This is a genomic window from Nostoc sp. NMS4 (assembly GCF_017115095.1).
In the GTDB taxonomy this organism is placed as follows: Bacteria; Cyanobacteriota; Cyanobacteriia; order Cyanobacteriales; family Nostocaceae; genus Nostoc.
Genome location: NZ_JABXKI010000330.1, coordinates 1 through 25,357, shown reverse-complemented (window position 1 = coordinate 25,357; position 25,357 = coordinate 1). Strand labels below are relative to the sequence as shown.

26 protein-coding genes are annotated in these 25,357 nt (G+C 36.5%); 23 read left to right on the top strand and 3 right to left on the bottom strand.

The genetic code is table 11. The annotated features are described in order from the left end of the window. The first annotated feature begins 483 nt into the window (after positions 1-483). The 4 genes from HWQ37_RS29665 (at position 484) to HWQ37_RS29650 (ending at position 5,267) form a co-directional block, all read left to right on the top strand. A complete protein-coding gene (locus HWQ37_RS29665; RefSeq protein WP_292753990.1) occupies positions 484-2,733 on the top strand; it encodes a GAF domain-containing protein in 2,250 nt (749 codons plus the stop codon). Between the two features lie 161 nt (positions 2,734-2,894). After that, entirely contained in the window at positions 2,895-4,316 is a 1,422-nt protein-coding gene (locus tag HWQ37_RS29660; protein WP_292753989.1) for a site-specific integrase, read from the top strand. 66 nt (positions 4,317-4,382) lie between these two features. Continuing rightward, positions 4,383-4,553: a hypothetical protein gene (locus HWQ37_RS29655; protein ID WP_292753988.1), complete on the top strand. Its 171-nt coding sequence runs from the start codon at positions 4,383-4,385 to the stop codon at positions 4,551-4,553. A gap of 72 nt (positions 4,554-4,625) precedes the next feature. After that, positions 4,626-5,267 carry an endonuclease NucS domain-containing protein gene (locus tag HWQ37_RS29650; RefSeq protein WP_292753987.1) on the top strand — a complete coding sequence of 214 codons (642 nt, stop codon included), beginning with the start codon at positions 4,626-4,628 and terminating at the stop codon, positions 5,265-5,267. A 1,119-nt stretch (positions 5,268-6,386) separates the two neighbouring features. Here the strand turns inward: HWQ37_RS29650 and HWQ37_RS29645 are convergent. The 3 genes from HWQ37_RS29645 to HWQ37_RS29635 form a co-directional block, all read right to left on the bottom strand. Further along, positions 6,387-6,707, bottom strand: coding sequence for a hypothetical protein (locus HWQ37_RS29645; RefSeq protein WP_292753986.1), 321 nt, complete (start codon positions 6,705-6,707; stop codon positions 6,387-6,389). A 636-nt stretch (positions 6,708-7,343) separates the two neighbouring features. After that, positions 7,344-8,993 carry a hypothetical protein gene (locus tag HWQ37_RS29640; protein ID WP_292753985.1) on the bottom strand — a complete coding sequence of 550 codons (1,650 nt, stop codon included), beginning with the start codon at positions 8,991-8,993 and terminating at the stop codon, positions 7,344-7,346. 175 nt (positions 8,994-9,168) lie between these two features. After that, positions 9,169-9,933 (bottom strand): phage antirepressor KilAC domain-containing protein, encoded by a 765-nt coding sequence (locus HWQ37_RS29635; RefSeq protein ID WP_292753984.1) that lies wholly within the window; start codon positions 9,931-9,933, stop codon positions 9,169-9,171. Between the two features lie 1,777 nt (positions 9,934-11,710). Between HWQ37_RS29635 and HWQ37_RS29630 the strand changes: the two genes are divergently transcribed. From HWQ37_RS29630 to HWQ37_RS29540, 19 genes are all read left to right on the top strand, one after another. Then, positions 11,711-12,154 carry a hypothetical protein gene (locus HWQ37_RS29630; protein ID WP_292753983.1) on the top strand — a complete coding sequence of 148 codons (444 nt, stop codon included), beginning with the start codon at positions 11,711-11,713 and terminating at the stop codon, positions 12,152-12,154. 291 nt (positions 12,155-12,445) lie between these two features. Further along, entirely contained in the window at positions 12,446-12,724 is a 279-nt protein-coding gene (locus tag HWQ37_RS29625) for a hypothetical protein (protein WP_292753982.1), read from the top strand. A gap of 54 nt (positions 12,725-12,778) precedes the next feature. After that, a complete protein-coding gene (locus HWQ37_RS29620; protein WP_292753981.1) occupies positions 12,779-12,949 on the top strand; it encodes a hypothetical protein in 171 nt (56 codons plus the stop codon). A gap of 143 nt (positions 12,950-13,092) precedes the next feature. After that, the gene (locus tag HWQ37_RS29615) at positions 13,093-14,208 is read left to right on the top strand and encodes a hypothetical protein (RefSeq protein WP_292753980.1); all 1,116 of its coding nucleotides are present in this window, start codon (positions 13,093-13,095) and stop codon (positions 14,206-14,208) included. A gap of 188 nt (positions 14,209-14,396) precedes the next feature. After that, a complete protein-coding gene (locus tag HWQ37_RS29610; RefSeq protein ID WP_292753979.1) occupies positions 14,397-14,789 on the top strand; it encodes a hypothetical protein in 393 nt (130 codons plus the stop codon). A gap of 32 nt (positions 14,790-14,821) precedes the next feature. Continuing rightward, a complete protein-coding gene (locus tag HWQ37_RS29605; RefSeq protein ID WP_292753978.1) occupies positions 14,822-15,196 on the top strand; it encodes a hypothetical protein in 375 nt (124 codons plus the stop codon). A 59-nt stretch (positions 15,197-15,255) separates the two neighbouring features. Next, positions 15,256-15,759, top strand: a complete 504-nt coding sequence (locus HWQ37_RS29600; RefSeq protein WP_292753977.1) for a hypothetical protein — start codon at positions 15,256-15,258, stop codon at positions 15,757-15,759. Continuing rightward, positions 15,756-17,021: a terminase large subunit domain-containing protein gene (locus HWQ37_RS29595; RefSeq protein ID WP_292753976.1), complete on the top strand. Its 1,266-nt coding sequence runs from the start codon at positions 15,756-15,758 to the stop codon at positions 17,019-17,021. The genes HWQ37_RS29600 and HWQ37_RS29595 overlap by 4 nt, the downstream gene beginning before the upstream one ends. A 7-nt stretch (positions 17,022-17,028) precedes the next feature. Further along, on the top strand, positions 17,029-18,522 hold the full coding sequence (locus tag HWQ37_RS29590) for a hypothetical protein (protein ID WP_292753975.1): 1,494 nt from the start codon (positions 17,029-17,031) through the stop codon (positions 18,520-18,522). A 145-nt stretch (positions 18,523-18,667) separates the two neighbouring features. Beyond that, positions 18,668-19,237, top strand: coding sequence for a hypothetical protein (locus HWQ37_RS29585; RefSeq protein ID WP_292753974.1), 570 nt, complete (start codon positions 18,668-18,670; stop codon positions 19,235-19,237). Between the two features lie 36 nt (positions 19,238-19,273). Further along, complete coding sequence (locus tag HWQ37_RS29580; protein ID WP_292753973.1) at positions 19,274-20,224, top strand: phage major capsid protein; 951 nt, start codon at positions 19,274-19,276, stop codon at positions 20,222-20,224. Between the two features lie 2 nt (positions 20,225-20,226). Then, positions 20,227-20,583 (top strand): hypothetical protein, encoded by a 357-nt coding sequence (locus HWQ37_RS29575; protein WP_292753972.1) that lies wholly within the window; start codon positions 20,227-20,229, stop codon positions 20,581-20,583. Positions 20,584-20,588: 5 nt separating this feature from the next. Further along, on the top strand, positions 20,589-20,903 hold the full coding sequence (locus HWQ37_RS29570; RefSeq protein ID WP_292753971.1) for a hypothetical protein: 315 nt from the start codon (positions 20,589-20,591) through the stop codon (positions 20,901-20,903). Next, the gene (locus tag HWQ37_RS29565) at positions 20,900-21,373 is read left to right on the top strand and encodes a hypothetical protein (RefSeq protein ID WP_292753970.1); all 474 of its coding nucleotides are present in this window, start codon (positions 20,900-20,902) and stop codon (positions 21,371-21,373) included. Before HWQ37_RS29570 ends, HWQ37_RS29565 begins: the two co-directional genes overlap by 4 nt. Then, positions 21,370-21,984, top strand: a complete 615-nt coding sequence (locus tag HWQ37_RS29560) for a hypothetical protein (protein ID WP_292753969.1) — start codon at positions 21,370-21,372, stop codon at positions 21,982-21,984. The genes HWQ37_RS29565 and HWQ37_RS29560 overlap by 4 nt, the downstream gene beginning before the upstream one ends. 1 nt (position 21,985) lies before the next feature. Continuing rightward, complete coding sequence (locus HWQ37_RS29555) at positions 21,986-23,452, top strand: phage tail sheath subtilisin-like domain-containing protein (protein ID WP_292753968.1); 1,467 nt, start codon at positions 21,986-21,988, stop codon at positions 23,450-23,452. A 66-nt stretch (positions 23,453-23,518) separates the two neighbouring features. Next, positions 23,519-23,977, top strand: a complete 459-nt coding sequence (locus HWQ37_RS29550; protein WP_292753967.1) for a hypothetical protein — start codon at positions 23,519-23,521, stop codon at positions 23,975-23,977. Between the two features lie 16 nt (positions 23,978-23,993). After that, positions 23,994-24,401, top strand: coding sequence for a hypothetical protein (locus HWQ37_RS29545; protein WP_292753966.1), 408 nt, complete (start codon positions 23,994-23,996; stop codon positions 24,399-24,401). A 235-nt stretch (positions 24,402-24,636) separates the two neighbouring features. Continuing rightward, a partial coding sequence (locus tag HWQ37_RS29540; RefSeq protein WP_292753965.1) for a hypothetical protein occupies positions 24,637-25,357 on the top strand: 721 nt, incomplete at its 3' end.

Below are 25,357 nucleotides of genomic sequence, written 5' to 3'. Positions count from 1 at the left end.
GAGCCAGAATGGGCTAAACCTTAGCTATCCGCTAACAGAATGAATTTTGAACGAAAAAGCGGATAGCGTAGCGTTAGCGAGTCCGCGCACCCTTACAGGAAAGCAAGCTACGCGCAGCGTCTCGTAGAAAGCGTCTTGATTCTGACTCCTGAATTATTCTTCAATTATTAAGAAATATCAATTATATTGATATATACTGAAGTTTGTACTTAGATATATGCAAAAATCCTGAAAAACTGTTAAAAATAAATTCCAGTAAGTTTGCCCTCACCTGCAAATGTATTTTCATCTTCAAAAAGCAGGATTTTGTTAAGCTGACTCCTATTAGCTTTCCTAGATTTCTGATAAGAAGTAGAGAAAGATCAAAATTTCGATGAGCAACAGCTGACAATAGTTTGCTATAGGCGCTAAAGTGCATCTACTACAAGCTTAACGACAAGAGAGCGCCTAGAAGAGTCAGTAATACAAGAGTGGGACTCTCGCATGAATATAAATCCAGTGGAATCAACTATGGAGTTGACAAAATTATCACCACCTCAAATTCTTTTTGGCACAGAAGTAGATGAAAAAAGTAGTAGCGAGCAGTTTCTACTAAGCATGTATGATTCTGTACAGGCATCAATATTTGTAGTTGATGTTTTGGAGGATGGAGATTTTCGATATGTGGCTCTTAATCCTACTCATGAAAGGTGGATAGGGATTCGCTCAGACGATCTCCGGGGCAAAAAACCAGAGGATATTCTTTGTGCTATTGATGCTGCAAAGGTGCGTCAACATTATGCTGACTGCGTGCGATTTGGCACAACTATTTCTTACGAGCAATGTTTGCAATTCCAAGGAGTTCCGACTTGGTGGAGTACGACTCTCACGCCACTCAAAGATGTTAACTCTAGGGTTTATCGACTGATTGGTACTAGTAGCAATATTACCTCTGTGAAGCAAGCAGAGCAAGCAGTTGGACTCCAGGTTGAACGAGAGCAACTGCTAGAAGCGATCGCAGGACGGATTCATCAATCTGTAGAATTAGAGACAATTCTGCATCAGACTACAATTGAACTGCGACAATTTTTGAATTGCGATCGCGTCTTAATTTATCGTTTCGAGGCTGATGGTAGTGGAATAATCATAGCCGAATCAACTCTAGCTGCGATCGATCCACTGTTGGGCAAAAACATCACCGATCCCTGCTTGAGTGGCAAGCATCGAGAACACAACGGGCGAGGTTGCATTCAAGTTGTCGAAGATATTTATGCAGCCGGGTTGCATCCTTGCCATAGAGATTTCCTGACATCTTTGCAGATTAGAGCCAATCTCGTCATGCCGATTTTCCAAAAGCAAGATATGTGGGGGCTATTAATTGCCCAGCATTGCCACCAATCGCGTCAATGGCAGCAAACAGAAACGGACTTGCTCAAGCAGCTGGCAACTCAAATCGGCATTGCAGTCCAACAGGCAGAACTTCATCAGCAACTGCAAGCTCTCAAAGGCAAAATGGAGTTACAGAAACAGACGCACATCAATCAGTTGCAGCAGGTGCGAAACTTTGAAGCCTTGGTGCGACGCATAACAGAACAAATCCGCGACAGTCTAGATCAAACTCAGGTATTGCAGACGCTGACTCAAGATTTAGCCCAGTTACTGAACCTTGAGCGTTGCCAAATTGAACTCTACAGTACCTGCCAAACTCTAGTTACTATTACTTACGAGTACAGCATTAACTTGCCCCAGTGTCAAGGATTAACCAAACAGATTGCCGACCATCTGGAAGTTTATCAGCCCCTGTTGGAAAAACAACCATTGCAATTTTTGGAAATTGTACCGGGATGGCAACCAAAGTTGTTAGTGATGTCCCAGATGGCTTGTCCCATTTTCGATACTCAAGGGATTTTGGGAAATATTTGGTTGACAAGACGATCACAAGAGGCTTTTGACGAATTTGAAGTTGAGCTAATGCAGCAAATAGCAAATGAATGTGCGATCGCTATTCGTCAAGCCCAACTTTACAAACAAACCCAAGTACAGGTAATAGAACTAGAAAAACGCGATCGGCTCAAAAACCAATTTCTCAGAACTCTTTCCCAAGAACTACGGACACCAATAACCAGCATTAGCCTTGCAGTCCAAACTCTCGAAAGTGTCCTCACACCAGCAGAAATATTAGAGATAGAAATAGTGCCGCAACTCTTGCAGATTCTGCATAACGAGTGTGGGCGAGAAAGCAAGTTAATCAACGACCTACTCACACTCACATATCTCGAAGCCGAACCCGATCCCCCAACCTTGATTGCCATTGACTTTCAAAGCTGGCTTCAGCCCATTATCGAGTCTTTTCGACACCTCACCAACTGCCAGCGACAGCATTTACACCTGAGTGTCGATGGTGCGCTACCGCTTTTGGAGACAGATATCACTGATTTGGAGCGGATTATCACCGAACTGCTCAACCATGCGTGTAAGTACACCCCAGCCGGAGAAGCGATCGCTGTTTCTGTTCAGTTGAGAGGGAATGCAGTCGAGCTTAGTATTACCAATTCGGGAATAGAGCTTACCAGCAATGAACTCTCACGGATTTTTGAGCCTTTCTATCACCTTTCCAAACACGATCCTTGGAAGCATAGCGGCACTGGGCTGGAATTGGCATTAGTGCAGAAAATGGTCAGACATTTAGGCGGCTCAATTGATGTAGAGAGTGCAGCAGGTCAAACCACCTTCACTGTCAAATTCCCCTTTTAACTCGTTTTTGGGCGCAGCACTAGCTAAATTATCAGAGTTGTGCTATGATTTTTAATCGTGCGGGTGACTAGCTCAACGGTAGCATCCATTACACGAATAACCCCTAAAATAAGGGTTCTCACTAATATCTCTCAATGGTTCCATCCCTTATTGAGAGATAAATGAGAGACGATTCTTCAGACAATTTAATTGGCTTTGAACGCTTACTAGCCTTATTTAAGGATGTTCAAAAGCAGGCCCCTCCTGGAGTTGGGCTGAAAAGAGAAACTAAGCCTTATGGCACCTACATACTAATTCAGTTTAAATTAGGAACTAAGCGGGTAGCTAAAGCTTGTGGGTGTACCTTTACTCAACTGGGAATAGTTGAAGCCCTCCAAAAAGCTAAAAAGGTGGCTGAGGCTTTAAATAGCTTTTCCACTGAAACAGAGTTCTGGAGTTGGTATGACCAAACCATTCTCGCTAAAAATATAATCCAAAATAACCTAATTACCTTTAAGCAGTCTATTCAGGTAGCAGAGGATTATTTTTGGAATAATGTGAGGAAAAAGGGAGTAAGGGATAAAAGTAATCCTTCTCATCAATCATGCTGGAATGATGCTTATGGTAGGTTCTATAAAAGCCTTCCCTTAGATAAAGTATTTAATATTACAGATATATTACAAGTTATTAATTCAAAGGAGAAGGGGACTAAAAACTTCAAAATGTGTGTGAGAGCAATGAAGAAATTAGCCCAGCTTAATAATCAAGAGAATTCCTACAAAGAACTTGAGAAAATTAATGCAACCCAAGTTAAGTTTAAGCAGGATTTACAAAATATATCTCTTGATGATTTCTTGCAGATGAGGGAGCAAATACTAGATGTTCCTGCAAATGATAAAAGGTATAGGATTGAGTCACGTAAGTCTTGGTTATTTGTTTTCTCAATGCAGGTAATCTACGGATTGAGAATTAGTGAAGTATTTGCTGTTAAAAATATTGACCAACCTTTTACAACTAAAGATGGTGTAACTATACCTGCCTTAAATGACCCTACTAATCTAGGTATGGTGGTCGTAGTTGGTAATGAAACTTTACTAGGAACAACCACCAAAACTGGCTACAGATTATCTATCCCATTAGTACCACCTAAACATAATGACCTAATTAATAAGCTGGAAATTAAATCAGGTCAGTTACCTACACTCACTTTAAATACAGATAATCCTGTTTCAATAAGACATAAATACACTAAAACTGCTAGAAATAATTTAACTACCTGGCTAAAGGGTAAGTTCACACAAACTCATGCTCTCAGACATCTATCTAATTTACATGGGATAATGTCAAACGTTTCATTAGAAAAGAGAGCAATGTCACTAGGTCACTCTCCTGCCATGAATGATTCTACCTATAAGAAGCGGCGCACTACTCAAACTACATTAGACTTATTGACTCAATCTAATAACCAAGTTATTCCATTACAATCAGCTATAACTATTGCTAAACAGTTAGGATGTGCTGATGATAAGAAATCAGTAAAGTTATTAGCCGCTATATTTGGTTTAACTGAAGGTGAAATATCTTCCCTACTAACAGGTAATTAAAACTAAGGAAAACCTAAGCTGCCTGAACTTTAATATATACATCAATCAAATAAACAAGGAGTTATTATGAGAGACCTTGATTTGCTTAAACATTACTTGGAGCTACTAAGCGTAATGCATGATGGGTGTGAAGTTCGTTTTGCTGATGGGAAGATTCTGCGAAGAATGGACGGCATAATTTGGGAAAGCATACTTTTTATTGAGGAAGAAGATGAAATTAAGGGTGAAGATAAATAGGAAACTTAAAGACTACTCATTATTAGGTATAATCAAATTTATTTAAAAAAGCAGCCTGATGCAGCAAAGACAGTGTTAGAACAATTAAGTTTTCTAATTAAAAGATATAACCTTCAATGGATTTTATTTGAAGGTGAAATGAAGTTTGTAGTGGGTCACTTAGCAAAGGCTAAAGGAAAAGATTCAAAAGATTTTGCTAAGAATTTTATAGTAAATGGGAAGTGTGGTCTACCAGGAAAGTTTGAGTTATTAACAGGGGAGAGGTTAAAGATTTTTAAATATAACTTTAATTATAGATATGAGGAAACTATACCAAAAGCCCGTCAATTATGGGTTGCAGATCATTTAGGTGCATACTCCTACTTAGTTTTAAATACTTGTTTACAGCCTACAGGTATGGTCTTTAGAGAGGTTGATATAGAAAGTGAGTATCAATTTAACTTTGGTGGGCAGAGGCAACTTAAATTGGATTCTGGGAGAGCAGATATCATCACCATTGATGAAGTAGTTGAACTTAAAAGACACACCATAGATTGCAACTCTGTTGGGCAGCTACTACGTTATCTTAAAGATACTGATAGATTTCGAGGAAAACTAGTAGCGCCTCATATTCATGCAGATGCTTTAAATCTAATCTCTCTTCTAAATGAGCAAGGATATGAAATCAAATATATTAATGTAATCTTAAACAATGAGTATAAAAAGCTACACTAGTAACCTGTCTAGTTCTATTGATAGTCTGGATCTATTTTTAGAGAAGCAGAACTGCAATTGTTCTACAGCAAGGATTATAGCCATTTTATCTAACTTAAATTAAAAGAAATAATAGAGATAGATACGTAGATGACTTATCTCAATTATTTTCCCTACAGTATGTTCATTACTCTGTGTGTGGTGGGTTAATAGCTTACTTCTCTACAAATAATTAAGCTAACCATTTTTGGTGTGATAAATTATTTCAAGCCGCCTCATTAATAATCACATAGAGATATAATCACCCACTAAAATATATAATATCCCCACTTATCCAGGGTAAGAGTATAGAGGAATGTGATAACTGACTAATCAACTACACCTGAGAAGACCTACAAGCAGCCTGTATTTTCTACCACACAAATATACCTGAACTATAGTAACAGCAACGTGTTGATCCTTGTGGTGGTCTGTGCATAGATGGGTGATTCAGTTAAGGTTTAGCTAACTTTTAAGAATCCTACTCAAGTTCCCTTAACAAATTATCCTTATGCTTAAGGGGTATTCAATCACTTTTCTTTATGAAGATATCTATTGTTAGTAAACCTAATAGTTAGCATATTAAGTAATATTGAATAGAAATCTGAGACTGAAGTTTTCTGTGGCTGTGATTTCTTAAAAGTTCAGGGATAGGGAGATAACTATTCAAAATATCTGTTGAGATTTCTACTGCCAGTTCTCTTCTTATGTTATCTACTGTGGGTGTCTCTCTTCTCTCTCTATTAATAGTGCCGCCCAAACTTCAGTAGTATTTATACTTAGTGAAACCATACTTGCAGCGATCGCTTATGTAGATGGCTTACCCTTGGTAACTCACTAAGCAATTAAGTTAAGAAAGACTAAGAGGTTAACCTAGCTTGGGGGTGCTTATTCTATATGTAGCCGCACTAAAGTTAAACTACGACCCTTCCAAGAAGAGGAGTTACTGCATCAGCGTTTTACACAGTTAAACTACAACCATCTGCAGATAGGAGTTACTGCTGTGTGACTAGTAAGTTGGTACATTATAGCCTTGAAATTTCCTGTATGGTGCGATCGCTACAAGGCGGGCTGCTCAATCTAGAAATCTATAGGTGCAGGTTAGTTTTGTTTTAAATCTTCTTCTTTAAGAAATTGTTCTATTTTATCAGAATCATAATTACCTTCAGAATTTATAAATGAAACATTCTCTTGACTTGCTATATGTTCTATGTACTTATAAATTGCTAAACCTATTTCACTAAGATCGTTTCTGTAATCCTTATTACTAAAGGATAATATAAGATTTTCAGTCTTTGGGTATAATCCAAAGACTTCCTTATATAAATTAAATAAAATTTCAATAGCCTCTTTTCTCTCTTTCAACATAGTAGTAACCTTGTATAATTTATCAACTATACCGGGATTCTGCAGGGGTTCCACTGGTGAGGCTACTGAATTAAGACATCCTGGTTTCAGGCCCCCTACAGGACAGAATGCTATAGGCTGGGGTAACTGTTACTGTGGTACCTTAGCAGCCTACGGCGTATGAGTGGGTTGAGGATTACTGCACCATTTAGGTTTCTACCAGTAGCGATCGCACCCAATATCCCTTAGTTGTAGTTACCTGAGACAGGGTAATTTAAATAGTAAACTTTACCAATTTACCTTAATGTTTTCCTACTGTAGATTTCACACCTAATGTTTACTGTGGTTAGTTTACTTATGGTGAATATTACTATAATTAGTTGACTATTTGGTGCGATCGCATGAGAAGGAATCTTGACTTATGGGGCCTGAAACTAAGGTGATTTATAAGTTAAAACGAAGCAATTTTAAAACTCTGTAACCTTTACTAGGTAAACCTTTCAGCCATTATTTTACTCTATAAATAATCACCTATACTATGCCTTGCTATCTATACCTTTCTTATCTTCTCTAGTTATCTATTTCCCCTTTCTATTTACCTTACTTTTCCTCTGTTACCTTTTACCTAAGAAAATTGAAAAAGGGGCGGCAAAGCTTAAGCTCCTCCACCCCTTATGTTTCCCCAACGGGGCTGTCAAGTAATCTTCAGCTTTAGAAGTAATTTAGTAGTTCCTCTGCTTCTAATTCTCCTGAACTATCTTCTCTCTCTATAAGTTCTGCTATCAATTCTATTCCTTCTAAAGCTTTCTCTTCTAAGATGGCTCCTTCTAACCCTGACATAACAGCAGCCTTATCAATTGCCGCTTGAGGTATCACACCAAGGGTTACTACACCATCATGCTCATTACTTATAACCTGAAAGTTATATTCAATACTTGCCAATGTCAGGTTATGAATAAAGCAGGATTCCTGACCTTGGAGAACAAAAGCAGAAACCATAGCTTTTACTTTCCATAATGGGTAGTCTCTATTTAAGTCAGTTATACATAGTTTCTTACCTGTAGGATTTTTAACATAACACTTTCCATCCTTAGCTAAGTAACCCACTTTAATTACCCAGGTGTCTAGTAACCAGGTGTGCCACTTACCAATTTCTACTTTTAAAGGAGCTACAGCTTCCTCAAATTTAGTGATGTATTCTAAAGCTAATGTGATATCTCCTTCAGCTTCCTCAAATAAAGAATCCATTATTGCATTTAACTTCTGCTTAGGTTGCCCCTCTTCTGTACCCTCTAAGTCCTTCAACTTACCTTTAGTGCGATCGTTAGCAGTAGATACATAAGCTCCAAACATTAGGGCACAAAGGCACTTCTTCCAGCAATCTACACTGATACCAATTTGAGATGCATAGTCCCTTTTAGCATTAGGATTTTCTCTATAGTCTTCTAACCAAGCTGAGTCTAATTTAGCCCATTTAAATTGTTGAATTAATCCACTAACTTGAGAAGCTTTCAAATCGTAGTTTCTTAAATCTTCTATTCCCATATAAGCAGCAGCCTTCATTCTTCTACTAGCGGATTGTAACCCTCCTAAGATGTGGCTAACCCTTCCACTCATTTGAATTCTATAAGCAGGGCTGTAGCACCATATCTCTTCACTTATTTTAACAGGAGACTGGTTGAGGATAGCTTTAAAGCAGTGGTCATCATTAATAAGCCTAGCTCTAGCTTTCTTATGCTCTTTAGAATACTGCCCATATTCTTCAGCAGCTTTATTTTCTTCTCTGGTTAACTCATCTAAATGTACAATGATAGCCTTCATATTAAAGAAACCGTGCTTTATTAAGTCAATTGCACTAGTGATCAATATAGGTTCTTCATTTCTATTCTCATCATACTTTTGGTTAGTTAACTTGCTATCAGATTTTTTACCAGTGAATAAATTATATTTAGTGCTGTTAATAATTTCCTCAGGGGATAAATTAGATAACTCTAGGAAGCGGTCTAGGATAACATCAGTGACCTTGAACTCTCTAGATAACCCATTCTCATGTGAGTAGTTAGTTACTTCAATTAAACCTAATTCTTGTAGAACCTTCCAGCTTGCTTTCTGAATCTCCTTTTTAATTAAGGTTGAAGATACTGGAATCCATTCAATCTTCTTGATGCTGATAATAACACTAACTAAGATGTGGCAGAATAAAGTTCTAGTATTCTTATTACATAATAAAGCTCCAGTGCCTTCATCAACAACATCTAATAAACTATTAACAAAATCTAACTGAGACTTAAGAACTCTGTAACTTGAAATTATATAACCTTTACAAACTGGAGCTGATTTCTTTACTTTAGTAGCTGTCATAATCTTAAATTAAAATATTAAAGTTAAATATAAATTTGTTTCTTATACCTACCATTATAGCAAGTTGTGCTACAAACGGCCACATAAAAGTGACACTAATTAAGCATTAGTAAATAATAAAAAAGAGGACTTATTTAAAGTCCCCTGTGATTAGATTATTGAGTTAGTATTAGAATTAAGCAGCTAACTTAGAAGGAACATAGTGACCATTCTTCTGTAGTAGTCTGATAATATAGTCAACACCTTTAGGAGTTACTAGAGTAGTAACATAGCTGAATCCATTCTTTACTCCTCTGATACAAGTAAAGTAATTAGAGTCAAACTCATATCTAGAATAAGGTTCATTATTCTTCATTAAGACTTCTTGCTTCCTAAGGAAATCAAATAGTCTATTAGGTCCCATGTTTGCCACTCCTAATAGTTTAGCTACTTCACCAACCTTAAGGTTATCTCCTGCCTCAGCAATGATGTCGTATACCTCAGCTTTGGGAGTTAAGTAAACTACTTTCTCCTCAGCGATCGCAGCTAAAGCACGTGCCTCTTTAATAGCAGTAGCAGCTTGCTCTAACATAAATACAATATCAACAGGTTTAGCAGGCAAAGACTTGAGTTCTTTCAACTCCTTCTCACACTTAATAAAGTAAGCTCTGACTTCCTTACCTCTAGAAGTATTAGACATCATTGCCCAACCTTTCAGACAATCTTTAGTTAGGTATATATTTTCACAAGGTCTACCACCTGATAGGTTTTGCTGATTGTCCAGCAAAACTATATAGTCAACTTCTTCAACAAATCCACAATTAAGAAAGCTAGCTTTAGCATTAGCCTTTTTAGAATAGTCTAACCACTGCCAACCATCATCAAAGTTAACTGAAAATTCTACTTCTGATTCAACTGTAGCTTTGATCTGAGATTGGATTGAAATATTTAGGTTTGTCATAATTTTAAGATTTATTTATTAAATAATTTATTAATGAAATTAAGAATAGTAGGTGGGGCTTAGGTGCCCCTGAAAGTAGTTAAACAATACCTTTAGACTTATAGTAGTGAAGCAATGCTCGACGTATTATATCTGCCCTACTTAGTAACTCATTCTGTGCTTCAGAATCTACTAAGTTACAAAGGGTAGAGGGAATTCTAACTGCAATGTGCTTATCGTTTGCCATAATGTTATAAAAGTGTTTTTAATATAGTTTAGGAAGGGTTTGTTTTCTCTTCCCTTATACTATCTATTATAACAAAATGGATTATAAATGGCCACTAAAAAGTGGTATTAAATGAGCAGCATTCTAAGTTATTTAGTAAGATATTGACTCACTGCAATAGCTATTAGAGCAGATACGCTTATATCCCTTCTACCAGCTTCTACTTCCCACTTCTGTTTAGTGGTTGAGTTGATTCTAAAAGTCACTCTGTCATCTTTCATAATGTCATCCTTTGTTAGTACTCTCTACTATATATATCTGTCCCAATTATTTATTTTAAGGGGTTAAAACGAAGCAATTTTAGACGCTGTAACTTATGCTGGGTATACTTTACAGAGTATTGAAATAATCACCTATACTATTACTATGTATCCTTATCTACTTTTCTCTTATACTTCTCTCCTATAGTTCTCTATTTCTCTTCTTTCTACTTCAATTTACTTTACTTTAGAAAATTGAAAAAAAACCTTAACTCTGCCGCTCCAAGTTAAGGTTCAATTCTTTCATTCCCCTCGTGCGCCGCAGGCTATAAGTCAACCAAGTATTCAGCACCATTTAACTGGTTCCTCATAATAGTTAACTGAACCTGACAGGCAGATTAATGCGATCGCAGGTGATTACCCTTGCTTTATTAATTACTTGTACAACTTAATACTTTCAATATATATGACTATGTGTTTTTACAAGAAGGGTTTACACTGGTGCGCTTATTTGTAAACCCAGTTATATTAGGCTCAAGCAGTCAAAAGCTGCTTAAAAATCCTGCGCTTTGAGTAACTAAATTGTAAAGGAGTTACATGTTAAACAAACAACCACTTTGTGACCCAAGACCCCCAACTAAAAAGCAAATAATACAGAGAAAGCACGTTGCTTCTTCTCGACTTCAACATCTTTAGTTGGGGGTCTTGGTAGCAGAGTTCTTTACCCCTACCAAAGCCTCTTATGTACGAACCCCAACACCTTAACTGCAAACTTCACCTGATCATCCTGCTCATTGAATCCCAACAGGTTGCTCCAGAAGATTTGCAGAGAGAGTCTTCTGAAATACAAGAAGAGTGCAAGGATGAAATGGTTGTGATACATACCCCACCTAGCAATAGGGAGTATATAGTTTATGGAGTAACTTTGCCATTAAAGTCTTCTAGTAGGTATACCAACTACCCAGTTCATTTTATTGCTCCCAAGGCTATTGTGAACAATGATAAAAAGAAGACTGCCTTAAATAGTATAGTAAGGCGCATTAAAACTTGGGAAGAGTTAATAACGGTGTTGAAAATAGTCTTCAATCTAGCTAGTCTTATACTAGGTATTTTTGGTTTTTTTATGTGATAACAAGAGAATAATAACATTCATTTTTAAGGAGGGGCTTTCCCCTCCTTTTTCATGGGTTTCATTAGCTGAAGAATTATAAATATAGAAATCTAAAATGTGCAGGTAATTCCTCACATCCACTACTGCGCCGCAGGCTATCAAGTTTACTTCAGTAATAGCTATCTTCAGCGTACTCCTCCTGTGTTAGAAGGCAATACTAGGTATTTAAAAAAGATGACTTATAGGATGTATACTATAAATGCTCAACTGATTGGTTTTTTTATTAAATTTATGGATGTTATAACCCTAATTCAAAAGCTCATTAAATTATCAGGTAACACAAAAGAGTTAAAAATTGTCCCCTTGCCTGAATCATTAGGAGTACAAATAATATTTGATGAGGGATCACAGTTAGTAGTAGATGAAAACTTTTCTAAGGAAGATGAGCTATTACATCTTTTAATTAAAGAGATAGAAAGTCAAAAATGGAGCTATGTGATTAAAGCTACTTGGTTTGAAACAGATCAAGTAGGGGCTTTAACTTACAACCGCTATGATTATTATGTAAAAGTTGACACTGAAGTTGCTATAGCTGAGAGTAAAGTAGAAGCGCTAATAGCTGCATTAAGTAGAAAACTAACTTAATACTTTAACTATTTACCAGACCTAGAAGCTTTAATAGGTAAACATAAAATGTGCAGGTAATTCATCATCCCCTATTGCGCTGCAGGCTATAAGTTAACACATCTCCAGTTCACTTCAGCTTGAGTTACCTGCCATCTATTTACTCCCAATAACCTAATACTATAGCAGCCATATTTAGACACCTTCATGGATCTCCTGAGTGTAGGTATTTACTAATAGAATACTGCCCACCTTCTCCTATTAGGTAACAGTTATAGTAGGTGCATAAGATTAAAAAAGGAATTTAAATTTATGTCTAACTTAACTGATCGTGCTCTTATTACAGGTTACAAAGGTGAACAGACTACAGCATTCTGGTTAACTTTAAGTTCTAGCCAGAGATTGATGGTAGGAGGTCGTGAAGGCTTAATAGAATTACTAAAGGATATTTTGTTCAATAAGTTTATTATCAAGTCACTCAGGACATCACAGAACACTAAATACCCAGGTAACTTCGCTGTATATCAATTGAACTTGGTAGTTGGTATTCTTCAACTGCTAATTGATGATATCAGAAACCCACTAAAGTAAATTGAATAAATGGGAAGCCTAAAAACTTCCCACCATATAATAAAGGATATTAAAATGATTGCTATAATCACGCTGATTATTTTTACTTTGATTTTGTTCAGTTTTGTACTTGGGTTATTGGTAGGTAAATTACTTCTACAACCTCAACTAATAGAAGCAAATGAACTTACAGATAGTTATGCTGACTTCCAAAAAGACTTCTTAGATTTTAGTGAACGTAACTAACATCAACATACAGGTTTCTAACTAACAGCCTCCTATTTGTAGTAGGAGGCTGTATTTGTTTGCCTACATTTTTAATATAGGTACTGAGTATCATATATATAGAAGGTTGAAAGAGACCTAATTAAAACTAACTAATATATAAAATGACACTTATTAATTCTCCTTTAAATTCCACTGCTAATTTAAAATCAGCTATTGAAGCGATCGCACCTAAAGTTGACCCTAGTGTTCTTGATGAGTTATGTAGATGGACACGCACTAAAAATCTTAAATGGGTATCAGATAAGAATGGTAAAAATGCTTACTATATTATGTCTGATTTAAGTTTGGCTAAAGATTTGGATGCTGAAGATTATAGGAAAAATTGGAGTCCAGATGCTAAAGTGACGACAGCTATAAAAGAGCGGTCGTCAGAAAGGTTAGCAGGTAGGGCTTTGAAATTAGAAGGAGAGAAGTTAGCTAATTTCAAGATCCTATATAGAGAACAAAATGGTATATCACTAGGTAGAATTAATTCTATTTGGGTTGGTGATTTTTTACACGCTTATTCCTATTTAGTTCAAGGTGATTCTACCACAGCTAAAGGTTTCCAATTTTTAGGAGCTAAAGCAATTGAGGTAGCTTCAACTAATGAAATCAATCATGTAATTGAACCAGACTTACAGAAACAACTTATTGAACTTGTTGCTTACTCAAATGTTGGTTTCAAGTTTGAGGTTGCTATCCTAGATTCCTTTAACCCTGGTTCACACCGCAGATGGGACTTTGTAGAGCGTTTACCTAAAGTAGTTAAAATCTATGAACTCAAAGCTCACACACTTTCAGAACAAGAGGTAAAGACCACCTTAGTTAATAAAAAGTATATTGAGTTAGCTCTTGAAAAGTACCCTGGTAAATCAATTGAGTTTGTCTTTACCTCACCAAAAGGAATTAACTGGGAAGCTAAAAGTTACATTGAGGAAGTCAATAAGAACGCCAAGAAACTGTATCCTAACGCAAAGGTCAAAGTAAGTTTTATTGATCTACAGAGCATCACAGAGAGGGTGATAAACAACATTGTAGATAACTCCCCAATTGAATCTCACTTCTTCTTTATGAAGAAACTAAGAGAAGAGTTTGTAGCTACAGTAGGTCAACGAACAATTAGTAAATTAAATGACTCTATAGCAGAAGCTTACAAAACTGGAAGATTAATCAAGAAAGCTAAAGTAGATAACGTTGTTCCAATCCTTAAATTAAAGAGTGCTCAAGCAGCATAAATCAAATAGTTAGCAATTAAGAACCCCTCTAATAGGGAGGTTTTTTAATGTCAATTTATATACAAGGCAGCAGTTATTCCTAACACCCTCTATGCCCCGCAGGGAGGTAGTTACCACAGCTTTGCTCACCTTTTGCTAGTACCTTTAAAGTATTATTTAAAGCATAGAGAACAATATAAAACACCTAAATGAGTACTACTATTGGTCGAGCTTACAAACTGTTTTTAAAGGGTTACAGCTTACGCGCATTAGCCAAGATATTTAAGATTCCTAAGTCAACATTAAGTTACAAGTTCAGAAAGGTTTATGGGGCAGATTATGCAGAGCAAAGGAATCACTGGGGTCTGTTACCAATAATTCAAGAGTATGTAAATGATAAAGATTTATCAGCTAGAGATAGACAACAAATCAAAGATTGGATGAACAGAAACTTTGACAAGATTATTGAATCTGAGAAATCTAATTTAGATAAGCCTTTGTACACAAACCGCAAACTTCAACAGCTAACTGAGTTGGAGTGCAGCTACAAAAAAGGAGATTGGAAACAGTTATTTGAGAACACACTAACTTCAACTTATTAATAATCTAACTAATAAATAAAAGGATATACATTATGACTACTCAATTATTGACTTCTTACATTAACACCCCAGATTTAGAAGAGTGCTTAGAGTTATTCTTCCAAGGAACCTTTGATGATGTTGACCAATATCTACCCCGTTTGTACAAAAATTTAAGTGAGATGAAGCCTGGTAATGCCTTGTTTGGTCAAATTGACTCTGCTGAACTTGAATTAGCTATCTGGGGTTTAGGTTCTTTACATAGAGCAGCTATTGAATTTCACTTTATAAGTAGTGAAGTTTCCTGGTTATTACTAAGACATAACTACTTCCAGAGTGAGCAGCAAGGGTCAATAGAAAGTTGGATAGGGGAAACATACCTTGACGCTTTATACCTACTCTCCAGTGAGGTCATGGGGCTGATTTAGGACAGATTAATTAAATAGATATCTAAACTATATGGGTGCTTTAAGAGGCACCTTTTTTTATGGGAACAAATAAAGCATTCATGCTGACACAAACTCAGCGTGATTTTTTAATATTATTACTTTCAATTCAGCCTCATTTATCTCAACCTCAAATGACTGCCTTATTTGCAGATAAGTTTGATATAGAGCTGACAGCACAACAATTAAAAACACTAATTAAAAATAGTAAACAGAAAGTTGAAGAACTTCAGAAAAGTGAAGCTTTAACTATGCAGCTAGCTGTCAAAGTTGGGTTGATTAGTTTAAGTTCTAAAATCAACCGTACTCTAGAGCTTCAAGAGATTGCGTTAATGGGTAAAAATGGCTATCTATGCCAAACTCAAAGTGCGCGAGGTGAGGTTGTCTCCTATGTAAAACATGACCTAAAAGTTGCAGTTGAAGCTATCAAGGCTATTAAAGCTGAGTGGACTGAGGAGATACAACAGCAAGCAAACTACCAAATAATTATAGGAGACTCTGTAGCTCCTCAAGAAGAGTCACTTGAAGGAGATGATGAATTGTGACCTTCAAGATTAACTTACATAATAAACAAAAGGAGATATTTACAGACCCACGTAGATTTAAATTATTAGTTTGTGGTAGACGGTTTGGTAAGTCACACCTACTTAGAACTCAAATTATTATAGCTGCATTAAGTTGTAATCTCCCTCATGACCCTAACTTTCCTGTTACCATAGCTTTGATAATGCCCACGCTGAAACAGGCTAAGGCAGTACATTGGAAGAGTTTGGTTTCACTATTAAAAGATGCTCCTTTTGTAGAGAGTATTAATAATTCTGAATACCGAATAGTTCTAAAAGGTAATAAGCCTGACATTATTTTGAGAGGGTCAAATGATGATGAGGGTAATGGTTTACGTGGACTTAAGTTTTTCTTTGTAGGAATAGATGAATTTCAAGATGTAAAACCTATAGTTTGGGAGGAAGTAATTTCTCCAGCCTTAGCAGATACTGAAGGCTCCACAGCGACATTAGTAGGTACACCAAAGGGTAAATCACATCCTTTATATAGGTTCTATCAGAAGATTAAAGACTTACCTGAATGGGCTTATTATCACTTTAAAACAAGGGACAATCCATTCTTCCCTAAACAGAGACTTAGGTTAGCTAAAACTGAAATGCCACCTAAAGTATATAGGCAAGAGTTTCAAGCTTCCTTTGAGGATTTTGATGGGCAGTTGTTTGACCAAATAGATTCTACTAAACATTATGTAAAAGATATCCCTAACAACCTCAGCTATTATCTTGGAACAGATTGGGGCGATCGCAACCCAAGTGCAGTTGTCATTGGATTAAGTGAAGATAGAAGTAAATTTTATATAGTTGACTATTGGTTAAATCGATCTGGAGAGACTATACCAGAAGAAGTTTTCCTAAGAGAAATAGCTAGACTTTGTACTAAATATAATGTATACCGATGCTACATGCCAGATGACCGTGGTGGCAGTGTTAAGTCAGCAAGAATATTAGGTAAGCGTGAGAATATACCTGGCATGAGTAGGGCTGTAGAGGTCAGTAGAACTAAGTTGGGACTAATGCCAAGTGTAGACATTATGAATAATTTATTCTACCAAGACAACCTTTTTATTAAAGCTAGTTTAACTGAATTGATATCTCAATTTGAAGACTACCATCGGGCAGTTGATAGTGAAGGTGAGTTGGTAAATAAACCAGCAGACCATCAAGAAGACCATACCGTAGATAGTGCCCGTTATTGTATAGGCTCCTTATATAACACTCTTCAAAATAAACAACTTAGAAATTAAATAATATATGTACCCAAATCAATTACCTCTAGAATTCCTAGAGTCAAAGAATGCTGAGTATGTTGAGATGTTACCTGCCTTACAAGAAATTGATTTATTGATTTCAGGTGGTTACAAACTCAAGAATGCTATTAGACATTTCCTCCCTCAACGTGCAGGTGAAGAAAATGAAGTTTATGAGACCAGACTTAAGAAATGTACTTATTTAAATATTCTTTCAACAAATGTAAATGAGCAGGTTAGTAAGCTTGCTAATGCTCCTCTGACAATTGATGGTTTAGATGCTAACCTTAAATTTTGGGCTAACTTCAGAGAGGATACAGACCTAGCTGGACGTTCAGAAAAGAATCTGATTACCTTAATCTTTAGAGAACTTTTAAAGTTTAAGAAGATTTATGTTCATGCTGATAAAAATAAGTCAGATATAATTCCTACCAACAAATTACAGGAAGAGGCATTAGGTTTACGTCCCTATGTCGTAACCTATAGTCCACTTCAGGTTATCAACTGGTCAGAGAGTAAAGGTAAACTTAATTGGCTAAAGATTAGACAGATATCAGAAGATAATTCTAACCCTATTGCTGCCCCCAGAAAGGTCTGCACATGGACAATTATTGATGATACTTATATTGCTAAGTACTCTGCAATTGTGGAGCTTGATGCTCATGGTAACATCACTAAAGCCAATAGTGAAATGATTAATGCTGACACTACTATTAGTTTATTAGCACTTCCTTTAGAGCATGGGTTTGGTCAAGTTCCAGTTTTCAAGATAGAATTACCTGACCAACTTTGGGTGGCTGATCAAGCTGCTAGTAAAGCGTTAGAACATCTACGAATAGATTGTTCAAAATATGATTTGTTGACTATGAGTTACTTCCAAAGAACTTTTAAACGTTCTTTAAAACCTGATGGAGACTTGGAAAATTCTTATGAAGATGACGTTCCACCCCCAACAGGTCTACAGCATGTAATTGAGGTCGATCAATTTCAGTGGGCAGAACCAAAGGGAGACATTATTAAACACATGGCTGACTCCTTACACGCCATAGAGTTGCAGGTAAGAGATTTGATAGCTGCTGGGGGTGTGTCATCTTCTAATAAAGCTATAAGTCAATCTGGTGTCTCTAAGCAACTGGATTTTGCTAAACAGGAATCAATGTTGAGAAGTTATGGGGAAATCATTATTGATTTCTACCAAGATTTACTTCAACTAGTAGCCAAAGCAGCAGGTTTAGATGGAAGTAAAATCTCTGTCACAGGTTTGAACTCCTTTGAGAATGACACTTTAGATTCTGTATTAATGAAGCTGGATTCTGTCAGTAAACTAAATATAGATAACCTGAAAGCTAATCTACCACCCTCTGCACTAAAGGTAATTTATGAACAGATGGTAGGAATGTTAACTGGTAATTTATCCGCCTCTCAAAAAGATGAAGTAAACAAAGAAATAGAGTTATTACTAACGTCTATTAAGACTTTGGACACTTCTATAATGTAGAGACCCTCACTCCTTAAGACATAACAGACACATTCCTTGCTGTAGAGTTTCGGACTGAGGGTAAACCAACTGGCTAAGGTTAAAACCAGATAAGTTTTACTGACAACTTTAAAGACAGACACCTATAAATACAGGATTATTTAAAATGACAGAACAAGAAATTCAAGCTTTGATTGATGCTTCACTAAATTCTTTTAAAACTGAAATCAGTACAGAATTTACAAAAGCTAATCAAGGACTTGCAGCATCCGTTACTAAAGAGATTAAGAAACTTCAAACAGCTCAACCTACTGTAGTAGAACCTACTGAAGCAATTCAAGATAAGCTAACCCTTAAGGCTCTAGAACAGCAGCTAACAGACCTCAAGACTCAATTAGCTAACAAAGATTTGGAGGCCATTGCAGCTAAACGTAGCAGTGCAGTTTCTCAGGTAATTGCTAACAGTAAATCACTAAGTCCTGCGATACTACAGAAAGTTTTCTTACTTGATTACGCAGATAAAATCAAGCAAGAGGGTGACAAGTGGTATGTGACTGAAGGTGACACTGTTTCAACTTTAGAAGATGCGTTGAATTCTTATTTGTCAAGTGAAGATGGAAAAGCCTTTGTACCTGCTTCAGGAGTTAGAGGTTCAGATGCTCAGGAAACAAAGGTAACTCCAGTTGACCCTAATCAAAAAGTTAAGGCTGCTGATGCCTTATTTGAATCATTCTAATTTACTCAAAAATACTAAATAATTTTATAAAATATTATGGCAGTTATTGCTAGTTCAATTGCTTCTTTACAACTTTTGGTTGATGAGGAAGTTGCAAGTCTTCAGTACAATGCTTATCCTGTATTGAATCGTATTCAAAAGAAAGTTGCTGGTCAAAAAGTTATCAAGTGGAACGCCAATGTGGGCGGAGCTACTGTAACAGGTGAAGCTACAACTTCTGATATCTCTACCTTCTCTGAAGATTCAGTTATTGGTGCTTCCCTAGCTATTGGTACCAACCGCTTACGTCATTCTTTTCAAGTTCAAAAAGAAGACATTGAAGAAGCTAAAAATGCGGGTAGAGGTGCTTTACGCGACTTACTTGGTTATGAAGTACAGTCTGGTATACGTGCCATCCTTGAAGCTCTAAGTGGGTATGTTTACTCTGGTACAGGTCTAGCTGCTCAAGGTGGAGTAGTTGGTTTGGGAGCTGCTGTAGCGGCTGCTGCTTATGCTGGTATTGACCCAACTACCTATACTGCTTGGGCACCTTACCTAAATACAAATGGTACCAACCGTTCACTAACTCAAGCTTTACTTCTGTCAGTAGAAACTGGAATTCTTACCAAAGCTGGTAATTATACAGCTATCTACACCAGCCCTGTAATTGTTGAAGCTTACAAGAAATTGTTTGCTGCTTCTCTTATCAATCCACAACTGAATAACAACATTGCTGACCTTGGTTTCTCTGGCGTTACTTATGCTGGCAGACCAATTATTGCCGACCCCTACTGCAGCGCTAACGCAATGTATTTTGTGAATGAGCCTGAAGTTACTTTGTACTCCTATGGTCAAAGCAATACTCAAGGTATGAATGGTATGCAGTTTGCTATTGAGCAACTACCTAGCTCTAACCCAGATGCATTGAAATATGCTATCTACGTTAAGCCTCAACTGCAAGTTAAGACACGTAACAAAGGTATTGCTGGTCTATTGGCAATTCAGTAATCATGACACAATTCACCACAGTTCAAGCTGAAGAGTTTGAGAGAATTTTAGGATTCTTTTCCTTTAGTTCTCTCATCAGAACAGAATTAACTTCTAATTATTCTGACACTGTAATAGATAGAACTCTAGCTATTTTGGATGAGTTGGTGAGTATTGATAATTTACTAAAAGAATCCCTTGAGACTAGTTTTGTACAGGAATCTAGGGGTTCTAAACTAAGTTATCGCAGTCATGTAGCTCACCTAAAATCAGAAGGTACTAGGTTATTAACTGAGTTAGGACGATTACTAAGAGTAGGAGTTAATTACAACAAATACTCACCTAATAAAAAATGTAATTCAACAGTAGCTTACTGGTAAGTCAAATGTTTAATTACACCATCAAGGCTTCTGGTCCACTATTTGAAGGTAAAGTCACTACTAAGCAGATTCTAGTATCTGCTTTAAAAGAAACAGCAGACTTTGCAAAGAATACAGTTAAGAATGTTACTCCTGTAAAATCAGGGGCACTAAAATCAGGTTGGCTTACAACTGTAAACAGGAAATCAGTAACATTATCAAACTCTGTAATTTATACACCTTATGTTGAAAAGAAAGTGCAAATTGTAAATAGGTCACTACCTGTTATTAATGAAAACTTAGAACAGAATATAGCTAAAGGAATCAATAAACTCAAATGAACCTATATGAAAAGCTGGCTAAAATTGAAAACAAGCTGGCGTTAGTAGAGACTTCCTTGGGGGTTCCGCAGCGTAGATATTTGTTGGTAAGGCATACAGTAACAGACCCTATTACTCGTACTCCCAGTATAGAAGATACTTTAATAAATCCCAAAGCTTATATAACTTCAGTCTCCCCTAAATTTGTCAATCTGCAGATAGCAATTCCTGGGGCAGATTCAATTTATGTATCTATTAATGATCTACAAGTAGAGATTCCCAAAGTCTACCCTATTACATTATTTAAACCAGAGGGTAAGGCTAGGGCAATGTTTATTTTAGATCCTCCAGTAACTTATGGGACTATTGTTTATTCTAACCCTACTACCAAAGCTTTTGATAATCCTAAAGTTTATAGCTTAGTCTATGTAGATGATACTCAATCTACTGTATATAAATTAATTTTAACTGGACAGAGGGATAAGAAATGAATATACAATTAGCCCATCAGAAAGTTAGAGAATTTTTAACTATTAGGGTAAAGATTGATGCTTGGGATTTAGATGTACCAGAAGGTGTATATAGTCCTACTTCAAATAATTATCAACCAGGTAGTAGTGCGATCGCTCTCCCAATACAGAATTTAGTTCATAAGAGAGCAGGTCTAAACTTAATAGAAACTTCAGTAAGATTGCCTTATAGAATTACCTATAGATTTCCATACGATTTAGCTTATGATGTATTACCTTTTAGTGGTTTAGAGGGAGTACTTAGTACTGTACATTTACTAGCACTACTTCAATTACCAGATGAAAATATTAAATCATTTCAACCTGCTGAAGTAGAAGATTCAATAACAGTAGAAAGGATAGCTCAAGAGGATGGAGATTGGTTAGTAAACCTTAACTTTGCTTTTGATGTAGTTTTCAATACAACTGATTTTCCTGATATCTCAAGTATTCAACCTGCTGATTATTACAACATTGAAAATCCGCCTCCTTTATCTGAAATAACTATTAGGGTTAATAGAGCTAAACCTGAATTTATAAAAAGTAATACTTCTACTTATATAGAAGATTCAACAATTAATATTATTAAATAATATGACCTCACTTTTCACAAATTTTAAGAGTCCTGGAGTTAGGATAGTAGAAACCCAGCAGGGCTATCGCTCCCTTGAGATTGCTTCATTTGAGACGCATTATATTATTGGTTCCTCAGCAACTGGAGCTTACCTTTACCCAACTCAAGTAAGCAGCTTAGTAGACTTTACAAATCAATTTGGTGCATCTCCCAGTGAAGCTTCAATCCGCCTTTTGTTCAGAAATGATAAAAGAGCTATTGTATTCTTTATTCGCACTCCTATAGCTGTTAGACGCACAGTTACAGTATCCACAGCAGTAGCTGGTACATATACAGTAACTGTTGCAGGTACAGCAATAAATTATGTAGCTACAGGTACACCTGCAAAAGCAGATATTGTCTCTGGTTTAATTGCAGCTATCAACTCTTCAGCAGTGGCTAACCTAGTGACAGCACAAGCTGGTTTGACTACTGATGCTTTGATAATCCGCAATGATAGTCCTGTTGATGCTAGCCCAACTTTGGTAGCAGGAACCAATTTAATTTTAACAGTTACCACACCCACAACTCCTGCTTCAGGTGACTATATTTATTCAATTGAAAACAGCTTTGATGCTGAAGATTCTTATTCACAAGGTTTTATCTACAGCCCTGAAGCATTCTCGCTACTAAGTCTACAATCTGACCGTCAAGCAGTTGGTTTAGCTTTGGAAGCACAAGCATCTGACTCAGCTTTTGACTGGGTTGCTTTGATTGATCCAGGCACAGGTTTAACCCCTGCTCAAGCTCAAGTTGAAGCACTGCTATACAACAGTCCCCAAGGTCACTCTGCATTCTTTTTCCCATATTTGGTAGACCTTGAAGGTACTATAGTTCCTCCTTCTGCTGCTGTAGCTGGTCTACACACAAGACGCTTCAGAGAAGAAGGTCTACAACAACCTGGTGCTGGTGCTAAATTCCCAGTTCTAGGAGTACTTGATGTAGTAACTAAAGTTAATACTCAACAGCAAGAAATCCTTAACCCAATTGGGGTTAATGTTATCAGAAATCTGAGAAACAAGGGAGTCTGTGTTTGGGGTATGAGAACTCGCTCTACTAGTGAATTCTATACATTTTTACCTGTTAGAGTTGTTATGAATGTTCTGAATGGAACACTCAGATCAGGTTTTGATAATGACCTTTTCACTTCCATTGATGGGTTTGGTTTGCTATTAAATGCAATCTCTCAAACAGCTTTCTCAGTGTGTAATAGACTGTGGAGAGGTAGATTACTTTTTGGTGCTACTGAAGCTGCTGCTTTTGAAGTTATTTGTAACTTCACTAATAACACTCAAGAAGAACTTGAGCGTGGAAATGTAATTCTTGAAGTATATGCAGTTCCTGCCCCTGCTTTAGAGAAGCTATTAGTTAACACAATCAGAGTAAGTATTGGCACGTTGCCTTTGAATCAGGCTCAGACTGTTGCTACTCAATTACCTGCTGCCTAATCTAATATCCTGTAGGTTAAAGTTTATCTTTAACCTACTTAAACTATTAATAAAATAAATAAAAATATGGCAATTTTATCAACGATTAATCCTGTTGCTAACTCTGATTTTACTATCACATTAACTGCACTTCCTAATATCTATTGGACAACGTTTAGTGGTATCAAGACTACTTACAAACGACCTACCTACAATGATGGCTTGAGTCAAGTTGAAAGAACTGCTGGTGGTGGTACAAAAGCTAATGCTAATATCACTATCTCAAAACCTTACGATCCTGAGTCTGATGATGCTATCAATAGCTTCCTTGCAGATCATGAAGAAGGTGATGTATTTGATATGAGCATTACACCTATTAAACGTTCTTCAACTGGTGAAGTACAAGGTCGTGGAACTAAGTCTTGGAAGATGACTGGCTGTAGAGTTGCTAGTTCAGAATTGATGTCTTCTATTGACACTGGAGATGGTAGTAAGACTGTTGTAACCACTCTTGAATTCTCTTATGAATCCGCTACATTTGCATAATAATTAAATAAAGATAATGACTAGAAAATTAGTAATTGAAGAAGTAAAAGAATTAGATAAAGTTGAGGCTGCTTTACCTGAAGTAGAGAAGTCTGATGAATTTGAAGCTGTCTATAATCAAGATGAACAGACAGTTGATTTTGAATTAACTGATGGTACTTCTGTACAAGTTAAATCCCCTAAAGCTAAACAGTTTTTATTACTAGAAGGATTCCTTAAAAACTCTCCTGAAGAGTATAAAACTGATAGCTTTGCTATTCTAAAGTTAGCCTCCCTTTGCGTGACTAAGTTTGGTAAGAAGTCTAAAGTATCTTTTGAGGAATTATTAGATATTTTAGAGCTAGAAGATATTGCGAGGGTAGCTGCTGCTATTGGTTACTTTCGAGATAAGCTTGCTTATTTGGGAAGCAAAGCTAAGGATTAGTGTTCAAGGGCAACCTTACTTTACATTTACAGAACTTAATAAATTACTAATAATAGCCTGTGGGGGGCATCTTAGCTCCTCATACTACATGATGCAAGAGATGGAAATATCTGACTGTCTCTATCATCTTTATCTTTATATTGATATACAAAACGAGAAGGCTAATAAGCAACAAGAAAGTAAGTTAGCTGAGTGGGGATTCTCTGAGGACCAAATGGAAATGGTTTAATAATAAATGGCAACAAATGGAAATAATATTACAGTAGTCTTAAATGCCAAAGATAATGCTTCTGGGGTATTTAAAGGATTAACAGGACTTATTGAGGGAGCTACCCTTAAAGCAAATCTTTTATCTGAAGCATTATCAGCAGGACTATCAAAAGGGGTATCAGCCTTAACAAGTAAGTTTAAAGAAGCGGCTGACATTCAGTTAAATAATATCTCAGCAGCCTCCACTTATGCTGCCTTAACAGGGCGTAACTTTGCAGATGCTGAAAAGGTATTTAGTAACTTAGATAAACGTATTAATCAAATAGCCGCAACCTTACCAGGTTCTACTGAAGATTATAAGAGATTAGCATTAAGCATCCAGGATAACCTTGTACCTGCCTTTGTAGATGCTGGGGGTGTATTGGATGAGGGAGCTTTTCTTGATGGCTTAACTAACATCACAAGAGGCTTAGGATTCTTGGGAGCAGCTTCCAATGTTGCTTCAAAAGACGTTGCTAAGTTTACATCAAAATTTCTGGGTGGTAGTTCAATAGCTGAATTAGAGAAGTTACTATTTGCTGAAACTAATCCAGCCTTTTTAAGTTTAACGCAAAAGAAATTAGCTGAAACTGGTAAAAGATTAGAGGACTTAACTGTTAAGGAAAGAAAAACAATACTTGAAGCAGTTCATGGTCAACTTGTTACTGAAGATACTATTAAAGCCGCAGGTAATTCAGTTAGTGGGT